Raw genomic sequence first — 21,991 nt, forward strand, 5'->3', positions numbered from 1 at the left:
TACAGCGCCGACTCAGGAGTCAGCGGTGGGAAGTTCGCCCTTGCACAGCTGATCGGTGGTGATCGAACCGTCGGGGCGCTCTTCCTTCGTGAAGCCGTAGTCGCCGACGACGTCGAGGTACGACTTCTCATCGGAGACGATCTTCTCCAGGCCCTTGTTCCATTCGTCGCGCAGTTCCTTGTCATCTGTGCGGAAGACCGTGGCGCCGGCTCCCACCTGTGGGACTCCGTCGATCTCCTGGACGAAGGAATCGCTGACCTCGACCCCGGAATCCTCGGTGTTCTTCTCCATCCAGTTGAGCGAGATTGCGGTGAGTGCGAACACGTCGGCGCGACCGGTGGTCACGGCGTCCATGCCGTCCTGCGGGGTGCCGACCTGCTGGGTCTTGATGCCGAGGTCCTTGGCGTAGTCGGACTCGATGGCGCCGGTCATGGTGGCGAGCTTGACGCCCTTCTTCTTCACGTCCTCGAGGTTCTTCATCCCGTCGAGCTTGCCCTCCTTGGTCATCAGGGCAGTGGTGTACATGAACTCGGGATCACCGAAGGCGGCCTGTTCGCAGCGGTCGGGCAGGATCGACATGCCGGCCGAGATCGCATCGAAGCGATCGGCGTTGAGGCCGGGGATGAGCGAGCCGAATTCGGTGTTGACGCCTTCGACGTCGTCGACGCCGAGCTCCTTGAACACGGCCTTGGCCAGTGCCACCGATGCTCCCTGGAGTTCACCGCCCTCTTCGAAGCTGTACGGGGCTTCACCGGCGAAGCCGACCGTGATCTTTCCGTCGTCGACGGCCTTCTGCAGGGTGGATTTGTCGGAGTCGCTTCCGCCGCAGGCACCGAGGGTCAGCGTCAGCGCGAGGATCGATGTCGCGGCGGCCAGTCCTTTGAGTTTCATGTGCTGTTCCTTCCTTGAACGTCGACACATCATCGTGACGTGCGTCTCTGAAACAGTATTCAATACTCATGTTGTCCGAATGTCACACTGTCTGACAACGTTATATGATCGTGACCGTGACGAATCCTCCTACTTCCGAGCTGCCGGTGCTGCGCAAAGTGGTCCGATCATCGACGATCGACCTCATTGCGGACCAGCTGCGCAATGCCATCTACTCCGGTTCGCTCGAGCCAGGGCAGTCGATCAACGAGGTGCGCACGGCTGAGCTGCTCGAGGTGTCGCGGCCGTCTCTGCGGGAGGCCCTGCAACGCCTCATCAGCGAAGGCGTGATGACGCATGCTCCCGGACGAGGTGTGCATGTGAGACGCATGCGCACGGCCGATATCGACGACGTCTATGCCGTGCGCGAGGCGGTCGAATCGCAGGCGGTCAGGCTCGTCATCAGGCAGGGTCGGTCCACGTCACGGATCGGCACGGCGCTGCGAGAGCTCGAGCACGCCATCGAGGACAACGTCGCGCGCACGATCGGCGACGCCGACCTCAACTTCCACCATTCGATCGTCGCGTGCTCCGGATCGGCGCGGCTGACCGACCTCATGAAGGTCTCGATGGTCCACACCCGGCTGCTGTCGCTGTCGGACAAGCGCGGCTATGAGGTCCGATGCGATGTCCTGGACAGTCACAGGAACCTCGCCGAGGCGGTCGCCGCTGGTGACGAACCCCGCTCCCTTGCCATCGTCGCCCGGATCATGGCCGAGGCGGCCTCCCGCCTGCACGGACCGGTTGATGATTTCGACGGGCAGGTGGTCAAAGGCACCGACGCTGAGACTTCCGCCGACGACCAGTGGCTGCGACTGCGGGAACAGACGCACTGACGGTCGCGACCTTACGTGTCCGTCACACGGATCTGCCCGCCTCTGATCGGGGCAGACGATACGATGAGGGCATGAAGGTCGTCTGCCCCGGTTCCTATGACCCGATCACCATGGGTCATCTCGATATCATCGCCCGCAGCTCTCGGATGTTCGAAGAGGTCGTCGTGGCAGTGGTCCACAATCCTTCGAAATCCGGTCGCTTCGACCCGGAGATCCGTGCCGACCTCATCCGCCGGTCCCTGGCCGAAGATAAACGCACCCGGGAAGCGCAGAACATCACGATCGACCTCGTCTCCGGGGGCCTCCTCGTCGACTACTGCACGAGAATCGGCGCCCCCGCCGTCGTCAAGGGCCTGCGGTCGGGCACCGACTTCGCCTACGAACTGCCGATGGCGCTGATGAACAAGCACCTGTCCGAACTCGAAACGATCTTCGTCCCCGGTGACCCGAAGTTCGAACACGTCTCCTCCTCACTTATCAAGGAAGTCCACGGAGGCGGCGGGAACATCGAAGGCCTCGTCCCCACCTCGGTGCTGGAGGCATTGGGCGGCCGCGGACCCGCGGCCGCGAACGACGACAGCGTCGTCTGAGGGATGAGCGCAGCCGCCGATCCTGCCAATAGGGCCTGGTTCCCGGGCCTCGTCATCCACACCGTCATCGCGCACGCGACGTACAACGGCGTCCGCGTCCTCATCTCCTACCGCACTCTGGAGCTCGGCGGATCAGGAGTCGTCCTCGGTCTCATGACCGCGGTGTACTCACTCGTCCCGCTGCTCACCGCGCTCTTCGTCGGCCGCCTCGTCGACCGCGGGTACGCCACGGCGGTGCTGTGGGTCGGCACCGCTCTGTCGATCCTGCCCGTCGCGCTCGCGGCCACCGCTCCCAACCTCGGCGTGCTCCTCCTCGCCACGATGAGCCTGGGCTTCGGCCAGCTGCTCACCACGGTCGCCTCCCAGGCGCTCATCCCGCAGAGCTTCCCCGCTTCGAAGCTCACCGCGAAGTTCGGCCACCTCACCCTCGGGGTCTCGATCGGACAGACCATCGGCCTGCCCCTGGCCGGCATGGTCGCCGACGCCACTTCAGGGGACACCGCGATCACGAACGCGCTGTGGTTCATGACCGCACTGTCCGCGCTGACCCTCATCGCCGCCGTCATCGTCATGCTCCGCGGCCGGACCCCTCACGTCTCCCGCGCCGAGGCGGCCGAAGGTGCCATCGCCCCGTTGGCTCTGCTGTCGGTGCGGGGGATGAAGCCCGCGATCTTCGCCTCCATGGCCACGCTCGCCGCCGTGGATCTGATGACCGCCTATCTGCCGCTCATCGGTCAGCAGAACGGACTGTCGGTGACGACGGTGACGTGGCTGCTCGCGGCACGGACCTTCGCCTCGGTGATCTCCCGGCTCTTCATCGGTTTCCTCACGCGGAAGTGGCGGAATCTCTCCCTGCTGTGGACCGCCTCGGCAGCGGCTGGGCTCTGTGTGGTCCTCATCCCCGTGCTCAGCCAACCGTGGACGCTGGCGATCCTGCTCACGATCGCGGGCTTCTGCTTCGGTCTCACCCAGCCGCTGACGATGACCTGGGTGTCGACGCTCTCGGATCCGGCGAACCGGGCCGCGGTGCTGTCGATCCGCTTGGCGGGCAACCGGCTCAGCCAGGTCGCGATCCCATCGGCCGCCTCGGCGCTCACGGTCATCGCCGGTTCCGGGATCGTGTTCACGATCTCCGGCGCACTGCTCCTCCTGGCCGGCGGCGTCACCTGGCGCAACCAGCACGAGAAATGGTGAGCAGGAACACCTGCGCGGCGGGACGGACCCGATTGGTAATGGCCGCTGACAATGATTAGAATGGTGAGTCGCGTGTGAACGCAGGAGCGACATCCTCAAACGCACCAGGAGGACAGGGCATGAAGAACAGATCTGAATTCGTCTATGATCTCAGATCCATGGGATTGCTCGGTCATCCGGGTGAGTGGGAACGGGTGAACACCACCTTGTCGGCTCCAGCGGATCTCAAGATCGAAGTGATCGGGGTTGCGGAAGGTTCACCACTGATGCTCGAGCTGATGTTCGAGAGTGTGTCGGAGGGGATCTACGTGTCGGGCACAGTCTCGGCGACGGCCCGCGGCGAAGACGCGAGGACGCTCGAACCCATCGAGCTGCCTATAGATGTGGACATCCAGGAGATGTACGTCTATGAGCAGGCCGAAGGGGACGAGGACTCCTACGTCATCGACCGGGATCAGCTCGACCTCGAGCCCGCGATCAGAGACGCCGTCGTGATGGCTCTGCCGTTCAATCCCTCGCGGGATGAGAGCGAGGAGTTCAGCTACACCTTGGGGGAGGACCTCGAGGTGGACGAGGACGAATCCGAATCGCCGTTCGCATCATTGAAGAATCTGTTGGAAGAGAAGAAAGAGAGCTAGACGTGGCTGTTCCGAAGCGTAAATTGTCGCGCAGCAACACCCGCCACCGTCGTTCGCAGTGGAAGGCCAAGGCTCCGAACCTGGTCAAGACTGTGGAGAACGGTCGCGTTGTGTACTCGCGCCCCCACCAGGCCAAGGTCGTCGAAGACGCAGCCGGCACCCCGCTGTACCTCGAGTACAAGGGCCGCAAGGTCGCTGACGTCTGAGACTGTGGACACTGACACCACAGCAGCACTGAAGAAGAGTCTCGGGATCGATATTGATCCCGAGACTTTTCGTCTCGCGCTCACGCACCGCTCCTTCGCCTTCGAGGCCGGTGGCATCCCCACCAACGAGCGCCTCGAGTTCCTCGGCGACTCCGTTCTGGGCCTCGTCGCCACCGAGTCGCTGTTCTACGACAACCCGGATCTGCCCGAAGGCCAGCTGGCCAAGATGCGTTCGGCCGTCGTCAACACGCGTGCCCTCGCGTCGATCGCCCGCCGACACGGCATCGGCGAGCACATTCTGCTGGGCAAGGGTGAGGAGCTGACCGGAGGCCGGAACAAAGACTCGATCCTCGCCGACACGGTCGAGGCCCTCATCGGCGCGACCTTCGTCTCCCGCGGACGCGAAGAGGCCTTTGCCTTCGTCCACCGCCTCATCGACGGAATGCTCGACGACGCGGTCAACCTCGGGGCCGGGATGGACTTCAAGACCACCCTGCAGGAGGCCGCTGCCGACCTCGACCTCGGCGCAGTGAGCTACGAGATCACCTCGGCGGGTCCCGACCATGCGATGGTCTTCACCGCCACCGCGATGCTCGGGGCGAACAACTGGGGCGCCGGCGACGGATCCTCGAAGAAGGCCGCCGAAGCCGCGGCCGCCGAGGTGGCCGTCAAAGCCATCCGCACCATCTACCCGGACTACCGGCGCTGAGCCTCACCGTGGTCTCTTTGTGCGCTCACGGGCGCATGCCTGATCGAATCGAGGGTCACTGATGCCTGAGCTTCCCGAGGTCGAAAGCGTCCGTCGCGGCGTCGACGAATGGACGGCCGGGACCACGATCACCGGCGCCGAGGTGGCCGACCCCCGAATCTTGGGCACGACGTCCCAGCGGCGCATCGATCCGTCCGCGGTCTCCGGGTTCGTTTCGGCCGTAACCGGGGCGCACATCCTGAGGGCCGAACGGCGCGGGAAGTTCATGTGGCTGAGCCTGGGAGAGGGGACTGATTTCTCCACTGCGGACTCGGTCGCTTCATCTGTGCCGAGGCCCGAACTCGGCATCCTCGTGCATCTGGGCATGAGCGGACAGCTGCGCATCCACTCGCACGGCGAGGAGATCCACCGCCACACACGGGCGATTCTGCACCTCTCGGACGATGGAGGACAGCCACGAGAACTGCGCTTCGTCGACCAACGGATCTTCGGCCATATCGGCGTCCAACCTCTCGTCCACGGGTACGGACGGCTCGTCCCCGCCTCGGCGATTCACATCGCCCCGGATCCGCTCGAGCCCGCATTCGATCCGGAACGGGTCGTTTCGGACCTTGCGAGGAAGCGCACGGCGGTCAAGGCAGCGTTGCTCGACCAGACGTTGGTCAGCGGAATCGGGAACATCTATGCAGATGAGGCCCTGTTTCGGGCGGGAGTCCACCCTTTGGCGACACCCGCGCGGACACGGAAGAGCCGCCTCGTCGCGGTCCTCGAATCCGCGACGAAGGTGATGAGCGATGCCCTGGCCGTGGGCGGGACGAGCTTCGACGCTCTCTACGTCAACGTCAACGGCGAATCCGGATACTTCGATCGTGCCCTGCTCGTCTACGGGCGCGGGGGACAGGAATGTGTGCGCTGCGGGACCGAGATCGTCAAGATCACCGTCGGCGGACGCGGAACCCACTACTGTCCCGTGTGCCAGAAGCCCCCGCGGTATAGGTAGGCGGTGACGACGCTGGGGTGATCCGGCCTCCGTGTCTCCGGCACGGTGCACTCCAGCTGCCGAGAGCATCCCGCACCTTTGCTCGCAGTCCCGCACCGTTGCTCGCAGTCCCTCGCCTTCGCCGCAAGTCCTACAGTCAACGGTCCATCGGTCACCGGCTGCGGCATTATGCACCGCTGCAGCGCGGTGCAATGCAACTCAGGGTGAGGGATGCCGGGCAGGAGAGGCTGTCGAGACCTCTGGCTTCAACGCAGTGAAGCGTAGACTCGGGCGAGAAGTCGCCACCTCGGCGCTCAGGCGGAGAGGAATGCTCATGTTCACGGTTCCAACGATCGCTGCAGGGATCGTACTCCTGCTCGTCAGGGCGGTTCTGACGGTGGCTTTCGTCCGCGAGTTCATGGTCAAGGCCAAGGATATTCCGCGGTTCGCTAAAGCGGATGGGCTCAACGTCCCGACTGCATGGTTCGTCGCCATCGCCGAGCTCGCCGCCGCAGTCTCATTCGGCACCGGCGTCCTCGCCCAATGGGCCGGTCTCGGCGTCGTCGTGCTCATGCTCATCACGACGAGCCTGCACGTCTTCAAATGGCACTCGAAGTACTGGGCCTCGGCGGGCGGTCCCGAATACGACCTGCTCCTGCTGGTGCTGGCCGCGGTCATCACCGCATTCGGTGCCGGCCCGATCGCCATTCCGGCGCTGTTCGGGATGTGACGTCGATGAGCGCGGGCCGACTCACGACGAACGGGTCAAGCGGCGGATGAAGACGAGGGTCGCCACCGTGAGCAGGCCGGGGATGACGAGGCCGAAGACGATGAACGCCGGCAGGCTGCCCAGACGATCGAGCATCCACTGGAAGTTCATGCCGAAGAACCCCGTCGCCAGGGTCAGCGGCAGGAAGATCGTCGCCACGAGTGTCAGCCGTTCGGACACGACGGAGTCCTGTTCGTTGAGGATGTCGCCGAGCATCGCATACAGTCGCGTGGTCATCGACTGATTCGCCCCGAACGCCGCTGAAGCACGGGCGAGCAGCCGCTGATGGTCCTCGCCGAGGCTCTGCGCGAGTTCTTCCTCGTTCGACAGCAGCCTCTGTTGGGCCGCCTGGGTCTCACCGATTCGGAAGAGCTCGGCTCGCAGTCTCCCCATCGTCCGCCGCCGCGGTGAAGACGCGTAGCCCACGGACTGTGCTTCGAGCTCTTGGCACCGATCATCGATCTCGTCGAGTGCCTCTTCGCAGCGGCGCGCCACGATGAGGATGAGCTCGACGAGCACGGTCCACGTATCGCCGGCATCGGCAGGAATCTTTCCCGCGATGGAGTCCAGGGCCTTCTTCTCACCGATGACGAGCAGGCCGCGCTCACGGGCGTGGAGCTGCAGCGCATGGTGGGCACGATCCTCGTCGAGGACCTGCAGCACGAGGCTGATCTGGTCGTCGACGACCGCAGCCATCGGCCGCCTCGGCCCAGGATGTGCGGTGTGCACCGTCAGGTCGAGGCTATTGGCCGCCTCATCCGTCAGCTCTCGGTCTTCGGGGGTGGCGAGAACGCAGCGTGTGTCGGCTGTGTGCTCACGCAGCGCCTCGATGCTGTCGATCACGATCATCAGTCTCGCCCTCCGTCTCTCGTCGTCAGCAGTGCCGCATGCGAACACAGTATCAAGACGTCAGTGTCAGAATGCCCTCGCAAGATACGCTTTGTGGCCGTCGATGAGCGCGCGTTGCGCCTCGGTGTGGTCAGGTGGGGAGAGAATGTTCGCGGGGTTCGTCGGAGATAACCACAGTGAGTCGATTTCGACGATCCGACCGTCTCGCAGGCGCGCTGCCGCAGCCAGCCGATAGCGTGAACCGGGAACCGGTAGGAGGATGCGGTCGAGATCCCGCCAGGCGATCCGATGAGGTCTGCCGGTGAAGCCGCACCAGATGAACTCCTCAGGGGTGATCTCCAACCGGGCGCGGGCTCCTAAGTGGAAATTCACCCACGCGCCGATGAGCGCGATGACCGGTGTGAAGAGGAAGATGAGAAGTGCCGGTTCGGCGAAGATCGCCAGGAGGATCACCGTGATGAACGCGAGAATCGCCATGACGACGAGCATCCAGCCGATGAATGTCGAGATGTTCCCCTCGCGTCTGATGACTCTGTTCATCTATCGACGTCCTTTCCTTCAAACCACCTGACGGCGGCCCAGCAACCTCGCGCGAGGTAGCTGGGCCGCCGTCAGGTAGCAATTGGGGGTTAGTTCTTTGTGGAGGTGTCCTTGTCCTCGTCCGGTTCGTCCTCGATCTGGAGTTCCGAGGTTTCGAGGCCGAAGATCTCGCCGTCGTACTCGTCGACCGCGGTGGCCACCGAGGTCTCGAGCACGTGTGCGGCCAGCTGCTCCTGGATGATGAGCGGATCCTTCGACAGGTCCTTCCACACCGCCACGCACAGCAGCAGCATGACGATGACGAACGGCAGGGCGGAGACGATCGTGATGTTCTTCAGCCCGTCGAGCGCCTCGGCGGGATCGGAACCTCCCGCCAAGAGCATCACCGCAGCCACGGCACCGGTCGCGGTGCCCCAGAAGATGACGAGGCCCTTGCCGGGCTCCTGCATGCCGTTGGCCGACAGCGTGCCCATGACGATCGATGCGGAGTCCGCACCGGTGACGAAGAAGATCGCGATGAGGATGACCGTGACGATCATGAGGATGATCGCGATGAGGTTCGGCAGCGGCAGAGCGCCGAGGAGGTCGAACAGAACCGTGTCCATGTTGATGTCCGGTTCTCCGTCGACGATGCTCGCCAATGCCTTGACCGTGCCCTCGCCGCGCTCGGCGCGTTCCTGGATGCCGATGGCACCGCCGCCGAAGATCGCGAACCAGATGGTCGAGACGACGGAGGGGACGATGAGCACGCCGGTGACGAACTGACGGACGGTGCGACCGCGCGAGATGCGCGCGATGAACAGGCCGACGAAGGGCGACCATGACACCCACCATGCCCAGTAGAAGACCGTCCACGACGACAGCCACTCATTGACACCCTGCCCGTCGGCAGCGGTGCGTGAAGCCAGCTGCGGCAGATCCTGGATGAACGCACCCACCGAGGAGGGGATGACGTTGAGGATGAACAGCGTCGGACCGCCGATGAAGACGATGAGGGCGACGATGACGGCGAGCACCATGTTGATGTTCGACAGCCACTGGATGCCCTTCTCCACGCCCGACACCGCCGAAGCGACGAATGCGGCCGTGAGGATCGCGATGATGATGACGAGCACCGGTGAAGTGACCTCGGACATGATGCCTGCGGACTCGATGCCGCCGCCGATCTGGATGGCGCCCAAGCCCAGCGAGCAGGCCGAACCGAATAGGGTCGCGAGGATCGCGAGGATGTTGATGACCTTGCCGCCGATTCCATTGACGGCGCGTTCGCCGAACAGCGGGGTGAACATCGACGAGAACAGCTGCGAGCGTCCCAGACGGAACGAACCGTAAGCCACGCCGAGACCGACGATGGCGTACATCGCCCACGGGTAGAGCGTCCAGTGGAACAGTGTCGTTCCCATGGAAGTGCCCATCGCCTCGGCAGTGGAGCCGTCGACGGTGTTCGGGGGAGGCGACATGTAGAAGAAGAGAGGCTCGCCGACCGCGGAGAACACGAGTCCGATGCCCATGCCCGTGGCGAACATCATCGCGATCCACGAGGAGGTCTTGAACTCCGGCTTCTCATCGTCTTTGCCCAGCGGGATCCGTCCGAATCGGCTGACGGCGACGACGATGACGAAGATCGTGAAGATCGTCGCGGCGATGACGAAGAGCCAGCCGAAGTTGTCCATCACTCCGGTCAGCAGCGTGCCAGCCACATTGCCGAGGCTGTCGGGAGAGACGAAGCCCCAGACGACGAATGCGACGGCGAGGATGCCGGCCGCGAAGAAGACCACCTTGTCCAGACCCTCACGTTTGAAGGGCCGGAGCGCGGTCGTCGGATGCTTCAGGTGCTCGATGAGCTCCTGAGTCTTTGTATGTTCACTGCTCATAGTGATCGGGCCGATCGGGGGCGGGTCCTCGGTGACACGAATGAGAACGGGCTGCCGCCTCGGCGTTCCTTCCTTGAATGGACTGCATCGGACAGGTGGCCGAAGGGATCCGAGCCGAGTGCACCCGAACACCTCTCACACATGATCATGACAGACCATGGGCGATGATGGTCGGAATTCCCTCATCTCGGACCACCATCGGTCGCCTTTCGCTGTGCTTCACCGCCACACAGGTGCGGTGAATAGTGAGGGGCCCTGCCGCGCACGACAGGGCCCCTTCCAGCTCCCCCGGCTGGGCTCGAACCAGCGACCCTTCGATTAACAGTCGAATGCTCTGCCAACTGAGCTACGGAGGAAAACGGCGCAGTCGTCTACGCACGAGGAGAAACTCTACCAAAAGATTCGGGATCTCGCCGCCGCCTGCGGATATGCTGGTGCCCAATATGCATCTCAAAAGCCTGGCACTGCGGGGATTCAAGTCCTTCGCCTCGGCGACGACCCTTCGATTCGAGCCGGGAATCACCTGCGTCGTCGGACCCAACGGCTCGGGCAAGTCCAATGTCGTCGACGCCCTGTCCTGGGTGATGGGCGAACAGGGTGCGAAGAATCTGCGCGGCGGAAAGATGGACGACGTCATCTTCGCCGGAACCTCGAAACGTCAGGCCCTGGGACGCGCCGAGGTGACTCTGACCATCGACAACACCGACGGAGCCATCCCCGTCGACTACACCGAGGTGACCATCTCGCGGACCCTGTTCCGCACCGGCGGATCCGAATACGCCGTCAACGGGGCACCGGCGAGGCTGCTCGACATCCAAGAGCTGCTCAACGATTCCGGCCTGGGCAAGGAGATGCACGTCATCGTCGGTCAGGGCCGCCTCGACGCGATCCTCCATGCCGACCCGCTGGAGAGGCGCAGCTTCATCGAAGAGGCCGCCGGGGTGCTCAAGCACCGACGTCGCAAGGACAAAGCGGTCCGCAAACTCACCGGACTGCAGACGAATCTCGACCGGCTCACCGATCTGCGCACCGAACTCAACCGGCAGCTGGGGCCCTTGGGACGGCAGGCCGAAGCCGCCGCGAAGGCAGCGACCGTGCAGGCGACGCTGCGTGACGCCACCGCCAGGCTGCTCGCCGACGACGCCGTGCGGATGCAGTCCTCCCTGGCCTCGACGAGCGAGGGCGAAGACCACAGCGACCGCATCGCCGAACTCGACCACCGCCGCACCCGCACCGAGGCGCGCCTGTCGGAGATCGAAGCTCGGCTGTCCGAACTCGACAGCGAACTCGACGTCCAACGCACCGCCGAATCGCGGACACAGACGCAGGTCGTGCGCGCCCAAGGACTGAGCCAACGTGCCGCGGACAAGCGCTCCCACCTGCTCTCGGAGGTCACGAGCCTCGGGCAGAGGGAAGCGAAGTCACCCGAAGAGCTGCGCGCCCAGGCCGAACGCAACCGTTCCGAACTCACCGACGCCGAGGCGGCCGTGACCGAGAAGACGAACGCACTCGAGGCCAGCCAGCAGCGGAAGGAAGAGCTCACCCAAGCCCTGCGCGCCGCCGAAGACGAGGTCAAGGCCGCACAGATCGCCATCACCGAAGCGGTGAAGAACCGCTCGGCGCTACAGTCGAAGCAGACCCAGGCGGCCGAGCGGATCACCGACCTCAAGACCCGGATCGAAGCCAACCGTGCCGAGATCGACACCGTCACCGCCCGCATCGCCGAACGCAGCAGGGAACTCGAATCGGCCGAGACTGGTGTCGAGGACGTCGAAGCCGGTGAGACCGAACTCGACTCCGCGTACGAGGCGGCGCAGGAGAGCCTCGAGAAGCTGGAGACCGAACGCACTGAGCTGCAGGAGCAGCGGGCGCAGGTCGCGTCCGAACTGTCATCGGCGAAGGCGCGCGCGGAAGCCCTGGCGTTGGGCACCGCCCTGGAAGCCGACCTCGAAGACATCGTCAATGCGGACCTGCCGGGAGTGCGCACGGCCGTGACAGAAAGACTGAGTGTCGACCATGGGTTCGAAATGGCCGCGGCAGCGGCCCTGTCGACGACGGTCTCCGGTGTCATCGTCGATGACAGCGCAGCGGCGCTGGCAGTGCTCGACCACCTCGGAGAGGACACGAACGTGTCACTGACGATTCCCGCCGGAGTCGAACCAGCAGCAGGGAAGGGTGGTGGGACCACCCTTGACGCTCTGCCGGAGCTGCCTGCGTCAGAAGGCCTGCGATGGCTCTCCGATGTCGTCGACAGCGACGTCCCCGAACTGCGTGCTCTGCTGGCCCGGGCGCTGCACGGTGTCGTCTGCGTCCCCGATGCGCGCACCGGAATCGAACTGACCGCGGCCCGGCCCGAACTCACCGCTGTCACCGTCCACGGTGAAGTGCTCACCGCGACCCGCATCAGCCGGGCCCGCACCGCCTCGGGCACACGGCTGGCCTCACAGACCGCGCTCGAGGACACCCATTCCCTCATCGCCGAACTCGACGACAGGGCGAGGAAGCTCGACGCCTCCTTGACCGAACTCGAACCCCGCCTGACCGCCGCACGTGAGGAATCAGCCGCAGCCCTCGATGCTCTCCACTCCTCGGATGCGAAGATCATGGCCGCGGCCGAAGAGGTCTCGCGCATCACCGGTGAGATCGGTGTGGCTCGCACTCGCCTGCAGCGCGCGCAGGAGAACGCGACCGAACTCGAATCCCGCCTCGCCGCCGCCGAACGGGACTCTCAATCGGCCGCGGCAGCACTGGCCGGAGCCGCCGAGGTCGACGAAGTCGTCGATACCGCCGCCCGGGATGAACTCAGCGCACAGGTCGCCCAAGCTTCGGAAGACCTCGTCGAAGCCCGCATCAGTCACCGGTCGGCTGCCGACCGGGCCCGGTTCCTCAGCGACCGGGTGGACTCCCTCCTGCGGGCGGCGAAGGCCGAGGAAGCGGCGCGGGAGCAGACGCAGCGCACTATCGCGAAGAAGAAGCGGGCGGCAGCCTCGGTGCAGCTCATCGCCGAAACCGCGGCCGAAGCCGCGGAGCTGGCCACCTCCACGGTGGCCGAACTCGGTGAGGCGATCCAGGTTCTCGTCGATGAACGCGGCGGTCTGCGCGAAGAGAAGGGCCGCCTCGGCGAGGAATTGGGATCGACGCGAACCCAGCTGCAGAAGCTCAAGGACGCCGCGGCCGAAGCCGAACTCGCGAAGGAGCGTTTCCGACTTCGGCTCGAGGAGATCGCGCACCGATCGGAGGAGGAGACGGGGTTGGGAATCGACCGCCTCATCGACGAATTCGGGCCGCATCTGCCCGTTCCGTCGTTCGAGGAGGACGTCGAGGACCGGCCGTATGTGCGCGCGGAAGTGGAGAAGCGGCAGAAGCAGGCGGCGTCGCAGCTCAAGCGCATCGGCACGGTCAATCCGCTCGCGCTCGAGGAGTATGAGGCGCTGAAGGAGCGGCATCAGTTCCTCGAGAAGCAGATCGCGGACATCGAATCCTCGCGCAAGGACCTCATGCAGCTCGTCGAGGAGGTCGACCGGCACGTCGAACGCGTCTTCGCCGAAGCCTATGCGGATACGGCGCGGGAGTTCGAGGACATCTTCTCCCGTCTCTTCCCCGGCGGTGAGGGCGCCTTGAGCCTGACCGATCCGAACGATATGCTCACCACCGGCGTCGACGTGCACGCCCGCCCGGCCGGCAAGAAGGTCAAACGTCTGTCTCTGCTCTCCGGAGGGGAGCGGTCGCTGGTGGCCGTGGCCATGCTGGTCGCGATCTTCAAGGCCCGGCCGAGCCCGTTCTACGTCATGGACGAGGTCGAAGCGGCCCTCGACGATCTCAACCTCTCTCGCCTGCTCACGGTGTTCAAGGAGCTGCAGGACTCCTCGCAGCTCATCGTCATCACCCACCAGAAGCGGACGATGGAGATCGCCGATGCCCTCTACGGAGTGACGATGCACGGCGACGGGGTGTCGAAAGTCATATCGCAGCGGATTCCGTGATCGGCAGTCCGCTCTTCGGCCGGCGCGCCCGAGGTGGCAGGCCCGCCGCTGGGGCACAAGGCCGTTTGACGGTGATGCCCAGGACAGTCCCAGGGAATTTTGCAACTGCCGTACGGCGGGCGAGCACAATAGTCGTGGCCGGGGACTATAGACTTGGGCCGAGACACAGGTATTCGAAGAACGTGAGGAGCGGGACGTCCATGGCCGAGGCTGCTGTACTGCGAGGTGGCTCGAGGGCATGAATTCGGTGCTTGTCGTCATCGTCGGACTCGCGATCTCCTTCGCCCTGGCACTCGTCGTCGTCCTTCTCGTGGCTCTGCCCGGCCTGCGCGCCGAAGGACGCCTGCGATACTCCTCCGACGTGCAGCGATTCCGTCTGCCGCCCGAGTGGACCGGCTACGACGACGAAGTCCACGAATTCTTCGGCCACGATGACGGCACCTCGCACCTGGCGACCAGGGAACAGGCGGCGGTGACCGCGATCCGCGACCACTCCTATGTGCTCCGGCCACAGCCCCGACGCCATGCCGCGCCCTCGCTCATCACGGTCCGCCCGCGCACCCGCCACTGGAAGATCCCCGAGTCGGGAACAGGGTGGAAGACCACCGCCGGGCTGCTCTTCGGCAGCCGCGGTTCCTGACCTGAGACCCATGCGGCCTCGAGCGGTCGAGGCCCGCGACAACGGAGACCGCGCCGACTGATTCCGGCGCGCTCACCGACACACTGACACCACCGGAAGAGTCCGGGAACTCGAGTGCCGGCGGCCCGAACGGCGGCACTCAAAGGAGGACGGAAGAACCATGGATCAGCCGATCATCTTGCTCATCGTCGCGGCGATCGTGTTCGCTCTCGTCGTCGGCGTGGGCATCTCGCTGCGCGTCAACGCGCGGAAGAAAGGCCTCGATGACAGGCGCGGCATCGATGCGGAGGTCACCGGTGAGCTGAGCATCGATGACGTCGCCGAGGCGGTCGAGAAGGACAAAGCCGAAGCGCGCGGTTCCGAGGTCCCCACCGAACCGGCCAGCCGCCTCGTCCGCCTGCGCGAGCGCCTGGCGAAGTCGAACAGCGGGCTCGGACGCGGACTGCTCAACCTCCTCTCCCGTGACAACCTCGACGAGTCCGCATGGGAGGAGATCGAGGATACGCTCATCCTCGCCGACGTCGGCGTCGAACCGACGACCGAGCTCGTCGACCGCCTGCGGGAACGCGTCAAGGTGCTCGGCACCCGGGATCCCGAAGAGGTCCGCGGGCTGCTGCGCGAAGAGCTCATCAAACTCGTCGATCCGACGATGGACCGCTCGCTCGCCGACACCGGCAAGGACGGTGACCCCTCCGTCATCCTCGTCGTCGGGGTCAACGGTGCCGGGAAGACGACGACGGTGGGCAAGATCGCCCGCGTGCTCGTCGCTGAGGACAAGTCCGTGCTGCTCGGTGCCGCGGACACCTTCCGCGCCGCCGCGGCCGAACAGCTGGCCACATGGGGTGAACGTGTCGGCGTCGAAACCGTGCGCAAGGAAGAAGGTGCCGATCCCGCCTCGGTGGCCTACTCGGCCGTCGAGAAGGGACAGGCCGACGGTTCCGACGTCGTCCTCATCGACACCGCCGGACGTCTGCAGAACAAACGCGGACTCATGGACGAACTCGGCAAGGTCAAACGAGTGGCCACCCGACCGCTGGGGGAGGGCCACGAGATCGACGAGGTGCTCCTCGTCCTCGACGCGACCACCGGTCAGAACGGCATGCAGCAGGCGAAGGTCTTCGCCGAGGCGGTCGACATCACCGGGATCGTGCTCACCAAGCTCGACGGCACCGCGAAAGGCGGAATCGTCGTCGCCGTCCAGCGTGAACTCGGGGTGCCGGTCAAGCTCATCGGCCTCGGCGAAGGCGCGGACGACCTGGCGCCGTTCACCGCCGAAGGGTTCGTCGACGCGCTGCTCGACTGATTTCGCGCACCGAATCTGCGGATGGATTCTGCCGGGTCTCACCCTTGTGAATGCTGGGTGAGACCCGGCTTGTCATAATCACGAAACATAGCCGAATCATCACTGTGACATGCGTCATGGAAACTGTCTCTGCGCGGTTCGATCCGGAACCGGCTTCGACAGATGAGAGACGACATGGAACTCGATGCAGTGAACGTATGGATGATGGTCGCGGCAGGGCTGGTCCTGCTCATGACCCCCGGGGTGGCGTTCTTCTACGGCGGGATGACGCGCATCACCTCGGCGATCAACATGATGATGATGGTCTTCTCCGCAATGGCCGTCGGTGGGCTCGTCTGGGTGCTCTACGGATACGGCCTGAGCTCGGGTGATTCGATCGCCGGGCTCGTCGGTAATCCGCTGTCCCAGCTCGGACTCACCGGTGCCGTCGCCGACGACCCCGCCTCGCTGATCTCGATCGGCTACGGTTCGACGTTCGCGATGATCGCGATCGCACTCATCGCCGGTGCCGTCGCCGACCGAGCGAAATTCTCCACCTGGCTGGTCTTCTCGGCCGCTTGGGTGACGCTCGTGTACTGCCCGCTGGCGTTCATGGTCTGGGGCGACGGACTGCTCAGCGAATCCGGAGCGATCGGCAGCCTGTTCGGGCCCGCCATCGACTTCGCCGGCGGCACCGTCGTTCATATCAATGCCGGCATCTCCGCACTCGTCCTCGTCGTCGTCATGGGGCGCCGGGCCCGCTTCTCGACCCCGCACAAGCCGCACAACATCCCGATCACCGTGCTCGGTGCGGCCCTGCTGTGGTTCGGTTGGTTCGGCTTCAACGGCGGTGCCGCCTCGACGATCGAACAGGGCGGACTCATCTGGATCAACACCCTGGCCGCACCGGCAGCCGGCATGATCACCTGGATCATGATCGAACGTCTGCGGGCCTCGCGGCCGTCCAGCATCGGCAGCGTCTCGGGTGCGATCGCCGGCCTCGTCGCCATCACCCCGGCGTGCGCCAACGTCGATCCCTATGCCGCCGTGCTCATCGGCATCGCCGCAGGAGCGGGAGCGATCTTCGCCGTCGAGGCGAAGAACCGCCTGCGCTACGACGATGCGCTCGACGTGGTGGCCGTCCACCTGGTCGCGGGAATCATCGGCACCGTGATGATCGGCTTCTTCGCCTTCCCGCACGAGGACGGACCGGCCGGTCTCTTCTACGGCGGCGGACTCGAACTGCTCATCGCGCAGGTGCTCGCCTGCCTCGTGGCCATCGTCTTCGCCGGACTCGTCACGCTGGCCATCTCGCTGGTGCTGCGGCGGACGATGGGGCTGCGGATCGACCCGCGCGAGGAGCTCGAGGGCATCGACACCTACGAGCACGCGGAGCAGGCCTACTCCTTCCGGTGATCCACGGCCGCCGGCGCCGGCTTCCCCGGTCGCCGGCCGCGGCCGGCTGAATTTCGGCCATCACCTCTGCGGCGTGCAGCATCCCTCACCGCTCCTCGCAATCCGCCTTGGTGCAACGAGTGGGTTTGCGACTGCCAGCGTGTTTTGCGAGGAAATGTCGGGTGAAGCACTAGCGGTGAGGGATGCCTCGCGAGTGGCGTACTGGGACGCTCGCCGGGTGATGGCGGCGAGAAGGGCATCCTCAGCGAGGCGGCGTCAGAAGACAGGCCGCCTCGGGGAGGAGCTCACCGGGGCTCACGGGGGTTTGCCAGCATGCACGGTTTCAGCCGGACCCGGGTGAGTTGCTAGTCTAGAGAGTCGACCAAACCATCGTGAAGAAGGCTTGTACGTGTTTAACTCTCTGTCCGACAGGCTCACCGCGACTTTCAAGAATCTGCGCGGGAAGGGCCGGCTGTCCGAAGCCGACGTCGATGCCACCATCCGTGAGATCAGACGTGCCCTGCTCGACGCCGATGTCGCCCTGCCTGTCGTGCGTGCCTTCACCGGCCGGATCCGTGAACGCGCCCTGTCCGAGGAGGTCTCGGGCGCACTCAATCCCGGCCAGCAGGTCGTCAAGATCGTCAACGACGAACTCGTCGGCATCCTCGGCGGTCAGACCCGTCGACTCAACTTCGCCAAGCGGCCGCCGACGGTCATCATGCTCGCCGGCCTCCAGGGTGCAGGTAAGACCACCTTGGCGGGAAAGCTCGCGCACTGGCTGAAGTCCGAGGGCCACCGGCCGATGCTCGTCGCGGCCGACCTGCAGCGCCCCAACGCCGTCAACCAGCTCCAGATCGTCGGCGAACGTGCCGGTGCCGTGGTCTACGCCCCGGAACCGGGCAACGGTGTCGGCGATCCGATCCAGGTCGCCACCGACTCGATCGAGGTCGCGAAGTCCAAACTCCACGACGTCGTCATCGTCGATACGGCCGGGCGCCTCGGCATCGACGAGGAGCTCATGCAGCAGGCCGCGGACATCCGCAGCGCGGTCAACCCCGACGAGGTCCTCTTCGTCATCGACGCGATGATCGGTCAGGACGCGGTGAAGACCGCCGAGGCGTTCCTCGACGGCGTCGACTTCACCGGCGTCGTGCTCTCGAAGCTCGACGGTGACTCCCGCGGTGGTGCCGCGCTGTCCGTCGCCGAGGTGACCGGAAAGCCGATCATGTTCGCCTCCACGGGCGAATCGATGAAGGACTTCGAGCAGTTCCATCCGGACCGGATGGCCGACCGGATCCTCGACATGGGCGACATCATGACGCTCATCGAGCAGGCCGAGAAGAACTTCGACGAAAAAGAGACCGAGAAGCTCAAGAAGAAGGTCGAATCCGGCGAGGACTTCGACCTCAACGACTTCCTCACGCAGATGGCGGGCCTGAAGAAGATGGGCTCGATGAAGAAGATGCTGGGCATGATGCCCGGCATGAGCCAGTACAAGGAACAGCTGGCGAACTTCGACGAGCGTGAGGTCGACCGGGTCGAAGCGATTGTGAGATCGATGACACCCCAGGAGCGCTCCAACCCGAAGATCCTCAACGGCTCCCGCCGTGCCCGCATCGCCAAAGGCGCCGGCACCACGGTCACCGCGGTCAACCAGCTCATGGAGCGCTTCACCCAGGCGCAGAAGATGATGCGGTCGATGACCCGCGGCGGCGGAATGCCCGGAATGCCCGGTGGCGGAGGTATGCCGCAGATGCCCGGAATGGGCGGAATGCCTGGTGCCGCCGGTGGTAAGAAGAAGAAACCCGCAGGGAAGAAGAAGGGCCGCAAGGGCGGTCAGTCGGGCAACCCGGCCAAGCGCGCGCAGGAGGCGCAGGCGCTGGCGGACAAGAAGGCGGGCAAGACCCAGGACCCGGTCGGCTCGGCCTTCGGCGGAGTCGATCTGGGCAAGGACGAGGAATTCGATCCGGCGAACCTGCCCAAGGGCTTCGGCGGAATCTTCCCAGGTGGCAAGAAGTAGAGCCTTCTGGCACAATTGACTCTTGTACTTTTGCTCTCGGTCCGGGCCCTCTCATCCGCGCCGAAGTGATAGTCCGAGCCGCGGCTTCCAGCAGATCAACCCCACGATTCTTCTGGTACAGCTGTGCACACAGAACACAAAAGGAGACACCACTAAAGTGGCAGTCAAAATTCGTCTGACCCGCATGGGCAAGATCCGTGCACCCTTCTACCGCGTCGTCGTCGCTGACTCGAAGACCCGTCGTGACGGTAAGGCCATCGAACAGATCGGCATCTACCACCCGACCCGTGAGCCTTCGGTCATCGAGATCGATTCCGAGCGAGCACAGTACTGGCTCGGCGTCGGCGCACAGCCGAGCGACCAGGTCAAGGCTCTGCTCAAGCTCACCGGCGACTGGCAGAAGTTCACCGGCGAAGGCGAAGCGGTCAACACCGTGAAGCCGCAGCCGGAGAAGGAAGCCTACGTGGCACCCAACGCCGAATCGGTGATCAAGGAAGCCATCACGCAGAAGGGCGGCAAGTCCGCTGAAGCTGCCGAGGCTCCGGCCGAGGAAGCCGCCGAAGCCGCACCTGAGGCCGCTGAAGAAAGCGCTGAAGCCTGAGATGTTGCCTGATTCGCTCGAACATCTGGTCCGCGGAATCGTCGATCATCCCGACGACGTCTCCGTCCGTTCGCGTTCTTCGCAGCGCGGCACGACCCTCGAGGTCCGGGTTCACCCCGAAGACCTCGGCCGGGTCATCGGCCGTGCAGGCAGGACCGCCAAGGCCCTGCGCACCGTGATGAACTCGCTGGCCGGCCGTGAGTCGGTGCGAGTGGACCTCATCGAGGCGTAATTCCAACATCCGAGAGGGGATGCAGAGCACATGCGCTGCATCCCCTCTCGTGCATTCACTTAACCGTCGCCGACTACACTGGTGCCTGAACAGGGCGGCCCGCCGTACGACCGCAGAAGCGCAGTCACCGCAGTGCAGGGCCGGCCGAACAGACAGCGACAGCAGACCTCGAGGAGCAGTATGGACACGGTGATCGCCCGGCTGGGCAAGCCGCACGGAATCAAGGGCGAGTTCACCGTCGAGGTGCGCACCGACCGACCCGAGGACCGGCTCAATCCAGGGGCGACCTTCGCCACGGATCCCGATATCGGAGAGCTGACGCTGAAGTCGGCGAGGTGGCACCGCGATCGCCTGCTCCTGGCCTTCGATGAAGTCCCCGACCGCAACCGCGCCGAGGAGATCCGCAACACCCTCATCCTCGCCGAGGCGGATGAGGACGAAGACGAAACCGACGCCTGGTACCTCGACGACCTCATCGGCCTCAAGGTCTATGAGAACGACGCGCTCGTCGGCGAGATCGTCGACGTCACGAACGGGACCGCCCAGGATCTGCTCCACATGAAGCACACCGCCGGTCACGTTGTGCTCATCCCCTTCGTCACCGAGATCGTGCCCGATGTCGACATCGACTCGGGCCGCGTCACCGTCACCCCGCCCGCCGGCCTCTTCGACGCCGAATGAGCGAACCATCCCCGAAGCCCGAATCGTCCCCGATGAATGGCACCGACACCCCCGCCGAGGCGACCGGAACGGACCCGGTGACCCAGGGTGCGACCCGCGCCGAGGCGGTCGGACCGCAGATGTCGATCGACGTCGTGTCGATCTTCCCCGAATACCTCGCCGGACTGCAGCTCTCGCTCATCGGCAAGGCCGTCGACCGCGGACAGCTGAGCCTCGGCGTCCACGACCTGCGGGACTTCACCTTCGACCGGCACAACACCGTCGATGACTCGCCCTACGGTGGGGGAGCGGGAATGGTCATGAAAGCCGAACCCTGGGCGCTGGCTCTCGAGCACATCCTGGCAGGTCGCGGCAGCGCTGCGAAGGGTGAAGGTGCGGACGGCGCTCGGACCGCCGGTCCGGCTGTAGGAGGCAAGCCGACGCTCATCGTGCCCAGCCCTGCCGGGCAGGTATTCGATCAGCGTATCGCCGAGGATCTCGCCACCCGTGAGCATCTGGTCTTCGCCTGCGGACGCTACGAAGGAATCGACCAGCGCGTCATCGATTGGGCCGGGGAGCACTTCGACTTGCTGCCCATGAGCATCGGCGACTACGTCCTCAACGGCGGTGAAGTCGCCTCGATGGTGATGATCGAAGCGGTCACCCGCCTCATCCCCGGCGTCATCGGAAACCCCGAGTCGCTGACCGAGGAAAGCCACGAAGACGGACTGCTCGAATACCCGATCTATACGAAGCCGGCGAACTGGCGGGGTCGCGAAGTGCCCGAGATCCTGCTCAGCGGCAACCACGCTGCGATCGCCAGGTGGCGACGTGACCGACGTCTCGAACGCACCGCGGATGTCAGACCGGATCTGCTCGAGAAGCTCGATGACCTGAGCAAGGACGACCTGGCCGCGCTCGAGCGGTTTGAGTCTGAGCGCTCAACCGTGACAGAATAGAGCGTCGCGTTTGTTGGCACTCACCTGCTTCAGGGGGATGAGTGCCCACGGTGGCCCGTCGCATCGATTCGGCGGGTCGACGGGGAGAGATCCCGACAGACGATC

At 64.9% G+C, this 21,991-nt stretch carries 21 protein-coding genes and 1 tRNA gene; 17 read left to right on the forward strand and 5 right to left on the reverse strand.

Translation table 11 applies throughout. The features are described 5' to 3' along the window. Positions 1 to 12 precede the first annotated feature (12 nt). Complete coding sequence (ehuB, locus tag KTJ89_RS11975; RefSeq protein WP_259357889.1) at positions 13 to 891, reverse strand: ectoine/hydroxyectoine ABC transporter substrate-binding protein EhuB; 879 nt, start codon at positions 889 to 891, stop codon at positions 13 to 15. Positions 892 to 1,007: 116 nt separating this feature from the next. Between ehuB and KTJ89_RS11980 the strand changes: the two genes are divergently transcribed. The 8 genes from KTJ89_RS11980 (at position 1,008) to KTJ89_RS12015 (ending at position 6,812) form a co-directional block, all read left to right on the forward strand. Further along, complete coding sequence (locus tag KTJ89_RS11980; RefSeq protein ID WP_181272010.1) at positions 1,008 to 1,766, forward strand: GntR family transcriptional regulator; 759 nt, start codon at positions 1,008 to 1,010, stop codon at positions 1,764 to 1,766. A gap of 71 nt (positions 1,767 to 1,837) precedes the next feature. Continuing rightward, the gene (gene coaD, locus KTJ89_RS11985; RefSeq protein WP_259357890.1) at positions 1,838 to 2,356 is read left to right on the forward strand and encodes a pantetheine-phosphate adenylyltransferase; all 519 of its coding nucleotides are present in this window, start codon (positions 1,838 to 1,840) and stop codon (positions 2,354 to 2,356) included. 3 nt (positions 2,357 to 2,359) lie between these two features. Beyond that, entirely contained in the window at positions 2,360 to 3,550 is a 1,191-nt protein-coding gene (locus KTJ89_RS11990; protein WP_259357891.1) for an MFS transporter, read from the forward strand. Positions 3,551 to 3,624: 74 nt separating this feature from the next. Then, positions 3,625 to 4,188 (forward strand): YceD family protein, encoded by a 564-nt coding sequence (locus tag KTJ89_RS11995; RefSeq protein WP_259357892.1) that lies wholly within the window; start codon positions 3,625 to 3,627, stop codon positions 4,186 to 4,188. Positions 4,189 to 4,190: 2 nt separating this feature from the next. Then, positions 4,191 to 4,394 carry a 50S ribosomal protein L32 gene (rpmF, locus tag KTJ89_RS12000; RefSeq protein WP_025777330.1) on the forward strand — a complete coding sequence of 68 codons (204 nt, stop codon included), beginning with the start codon at positions 4,191 to 4,193 and terminating at the stop codon, positions 4,392 to 4,394. Positions 4,395 to 4,398: 4 nt separating this feature from the next. Then, positions 4,399 to 5,103, forward strand: coding sequence for a ribonuclease III (gene rnc / locus KTJ89_RS12005; protein WP_025777329.1), 705 nt, complete (start codon positions 4,399 to 4,401; stop codon positions 5,101 to 5,103). 61 nt (positions 5,104 to 5,164) lie between these two features. After that, positions 5,165 to 6,103, forward strand: coding sequence for a bifunctional DNA-formamidopyrimidine glycosylase/DNA-(apurinic or apyrimidinic site) lyase (gene mutM, locus KTJ89_RS12010; RefSeq protein ID WP_259357893.1), 939 nt, complete (start codon positions 5,165 to 5,167; stop codon positions 6,101 to 6,103). A 313-nt stretch (positions 6,104 to 6,416) separates the two neighbouring features. Next, positions 6,417 to 6,812: a DoxX family protein gene (locus tag KTJ89_RS12015; RefSeq protein ID WP_172171289.1), complete on the forward strand. Its 396-nt coding sequence runs from the start codon at positions 6,417 to 6,419 to the stop codon at positions 6,810 to 6,812. 21 nt (positions 6,813 to 6,833) lie between these two features. Here the strand turns inward: KTJ89_RS12015 and KTJ89_RS12020 are convergent, their stop codons facing one another. The 4 genes from KTJ89_RS12020 to KTJ89_RS12035 form a co-directional block, all read right to left on the reverse strand. Continuing rightward, positions 6,834 to 7,694, reverse strand: coding sequence for a CorA family divalent cation transporter (locus tag KTJ89_RS12020; protein WP_259357894.1), 861 nt, complete (start codon positions 7,692 to 7,694; stop codon positions 6,834 to 6,836). A 72-nt stretch (positions 7,695 to 7,766) separates the two neighbouring features. Beyond that, on the reverse strand, positions 7,767 to 8,240 hold the full coding sequence (locus KTJ89_RS12025) for a hypothetical protein (protein WP_259357895.1): 474 nt from the start codon (positions 8,238 to 8,240) through the stop codon (positions 7,767 to 7,769). A gap of 89 nt (positions 8,241 to 8,329) precedes the next feature. Next, on the reverse strand, positions 8,330 to 10,114 hold the full coding sequence (locus KTJ89_RS12030) for a BCCT family transporter (RefSeq protein ID WP_259357896.1): 1,785 nt from the start codon (positions 10,112 to 10,114) through the stop codon (positions 8,330 to 8,332). A 283-nt stretch (positions 10,115 to 10,397) separates the two neighbouring features. Continuing rightward, positions 10,398 to 10,470 (reverse strand) — tRNA-Asn (locus KTJ89_RS12035). 87 nt (positions 10,471 to 10,557) lie between these two features. Here KTJ89_RS12035 and smc point away from each other — a divergent pair. The 9 genes from smc to trmD all read left to right on the forward strand — a co-directional run bounded on the left by smc (position 10,558) and on the right by trmD (position 21,886). Further along, positions 10,558 to 14,097, forward strand: a complete 3,540-nt coding sequence (gene smc, locus KTJ89_RS12040; RefSeq protein ID WP_259357897.1) for a chromosome segregation protein SMC — start codon at positions 10,558 to 10,560, stop codon at positions 14,095 to 14,097. Between the two features lie 238 nt (positions 14,098 to 14,335). Further along, a complete protein-coding gene (locus KTJ89_RS12045; protein WP_025777325.1) occupies positions 14,336 to 14,737 on the forward strand; it encodes a hypothetical protein in 402 nt (133 codons plus the stop codon). 160 nt (positions 14,738 to 14,897) lie between these two features. Further along, positions 14,898 to 16,040, forward strand: a complete 1,143-nt coding sequence (gene ftsY, locus KTJ89_RS12050; protein WP_172171297.1) for a signal recognition particle-docking protein FtsY — start codon at positions 14,898 to 14,900, stop codon at positions 16,038 to 16,040. 174 nt (positions 16,041 to 16,214) lie between these two features. Beyond that, the gene (locus KTJ89_RS12055) at positions 16,215 to 17,435 is read left to right on the forward strand and encodes an ammonium transporter (RefSeq protein WP_259357898.1); all 1,221 of its coding nucleotides are present in this window, start codon (positions 16,215 to 16,217) and stop codon (positions 17,433 to 17,435) included. 388 nt (positions 17,436 to 17,823) lie between these two features. Further along, positions 17,824 to 19,434, forward strand: coding sequence for a signal recognition particle protein (ffh, locus tag KTJ89_RS12060; protein WP_172171299.1), 1,611 nt, complete (start codon positions 17,824 to 17,826; stop codon positions 19,432 to 19,434). Between the two features lie 157 nt (positions 19,435 to 19,591). Continuing rightward, on the forward strand, positions 19,592 to 20,035 hold the full coding sequence (gene rpsP, locus KTJ89_RS12065; RefSeq protein ID WP_139468811.1) for a 30S ribosomal protein S16: 444 nt from the start codon (positions 19,592 to 19,594) through the stop codon (positions 20,033 to 20,035). A gap of 1 nt (position 20,036) precedes the next feature. Then, the gene (locus tag KTJ89_RS12070; protein WP_039210974.1) at positions 20,037 to 20,267 is read left to right on the forward strand and encodes an RNA-binding protein; all 231 of its coding nucleotides are present in this window, start codon (positions 20,037 to 20,039) and stop codon (positions 20,265 to 20,267) included. Positions 20,268 to 20,447: 180 nt separating this feature from the next. Further along, a complete protein-coding gene (rimM, locus tag KTJ89_RS12075) occupies positions 20,448 to 20,948 on the forward strand; it encodes a ribosome maturation factor RimM (protein ID WP_139468810.1) in 501 nt (166 codons plus the stop codon). Positions 20,949 to 21,067: 119 nt separating this feature from the next. Then, positions 21,068 to 21,886: a tRNA (guanosine(37)-N1)-methyltransferase TrmD gene (gene trmD / locus KTJ89_RS12080; protein WP_259357933.1), complete on the forward strand. Its 819-nt coding sequence runs from the start codon at positions 21,068 to 21,070 to the stop codon at positions 21,884 to 21,886. Positions 21,887 to 21,991: the final 105 nt, after the last annotated feature.

This window comes from Brevibacterium sediminis, assembly GCF_024895295.1.
Taxonomy (GTDB): domain Bacteria; phylum Actinomycetota; class Actinomycetes; order Actinomycetales; family Brevibacteriaceae; genus Brevibacterium; species Brevibacterium sediminis.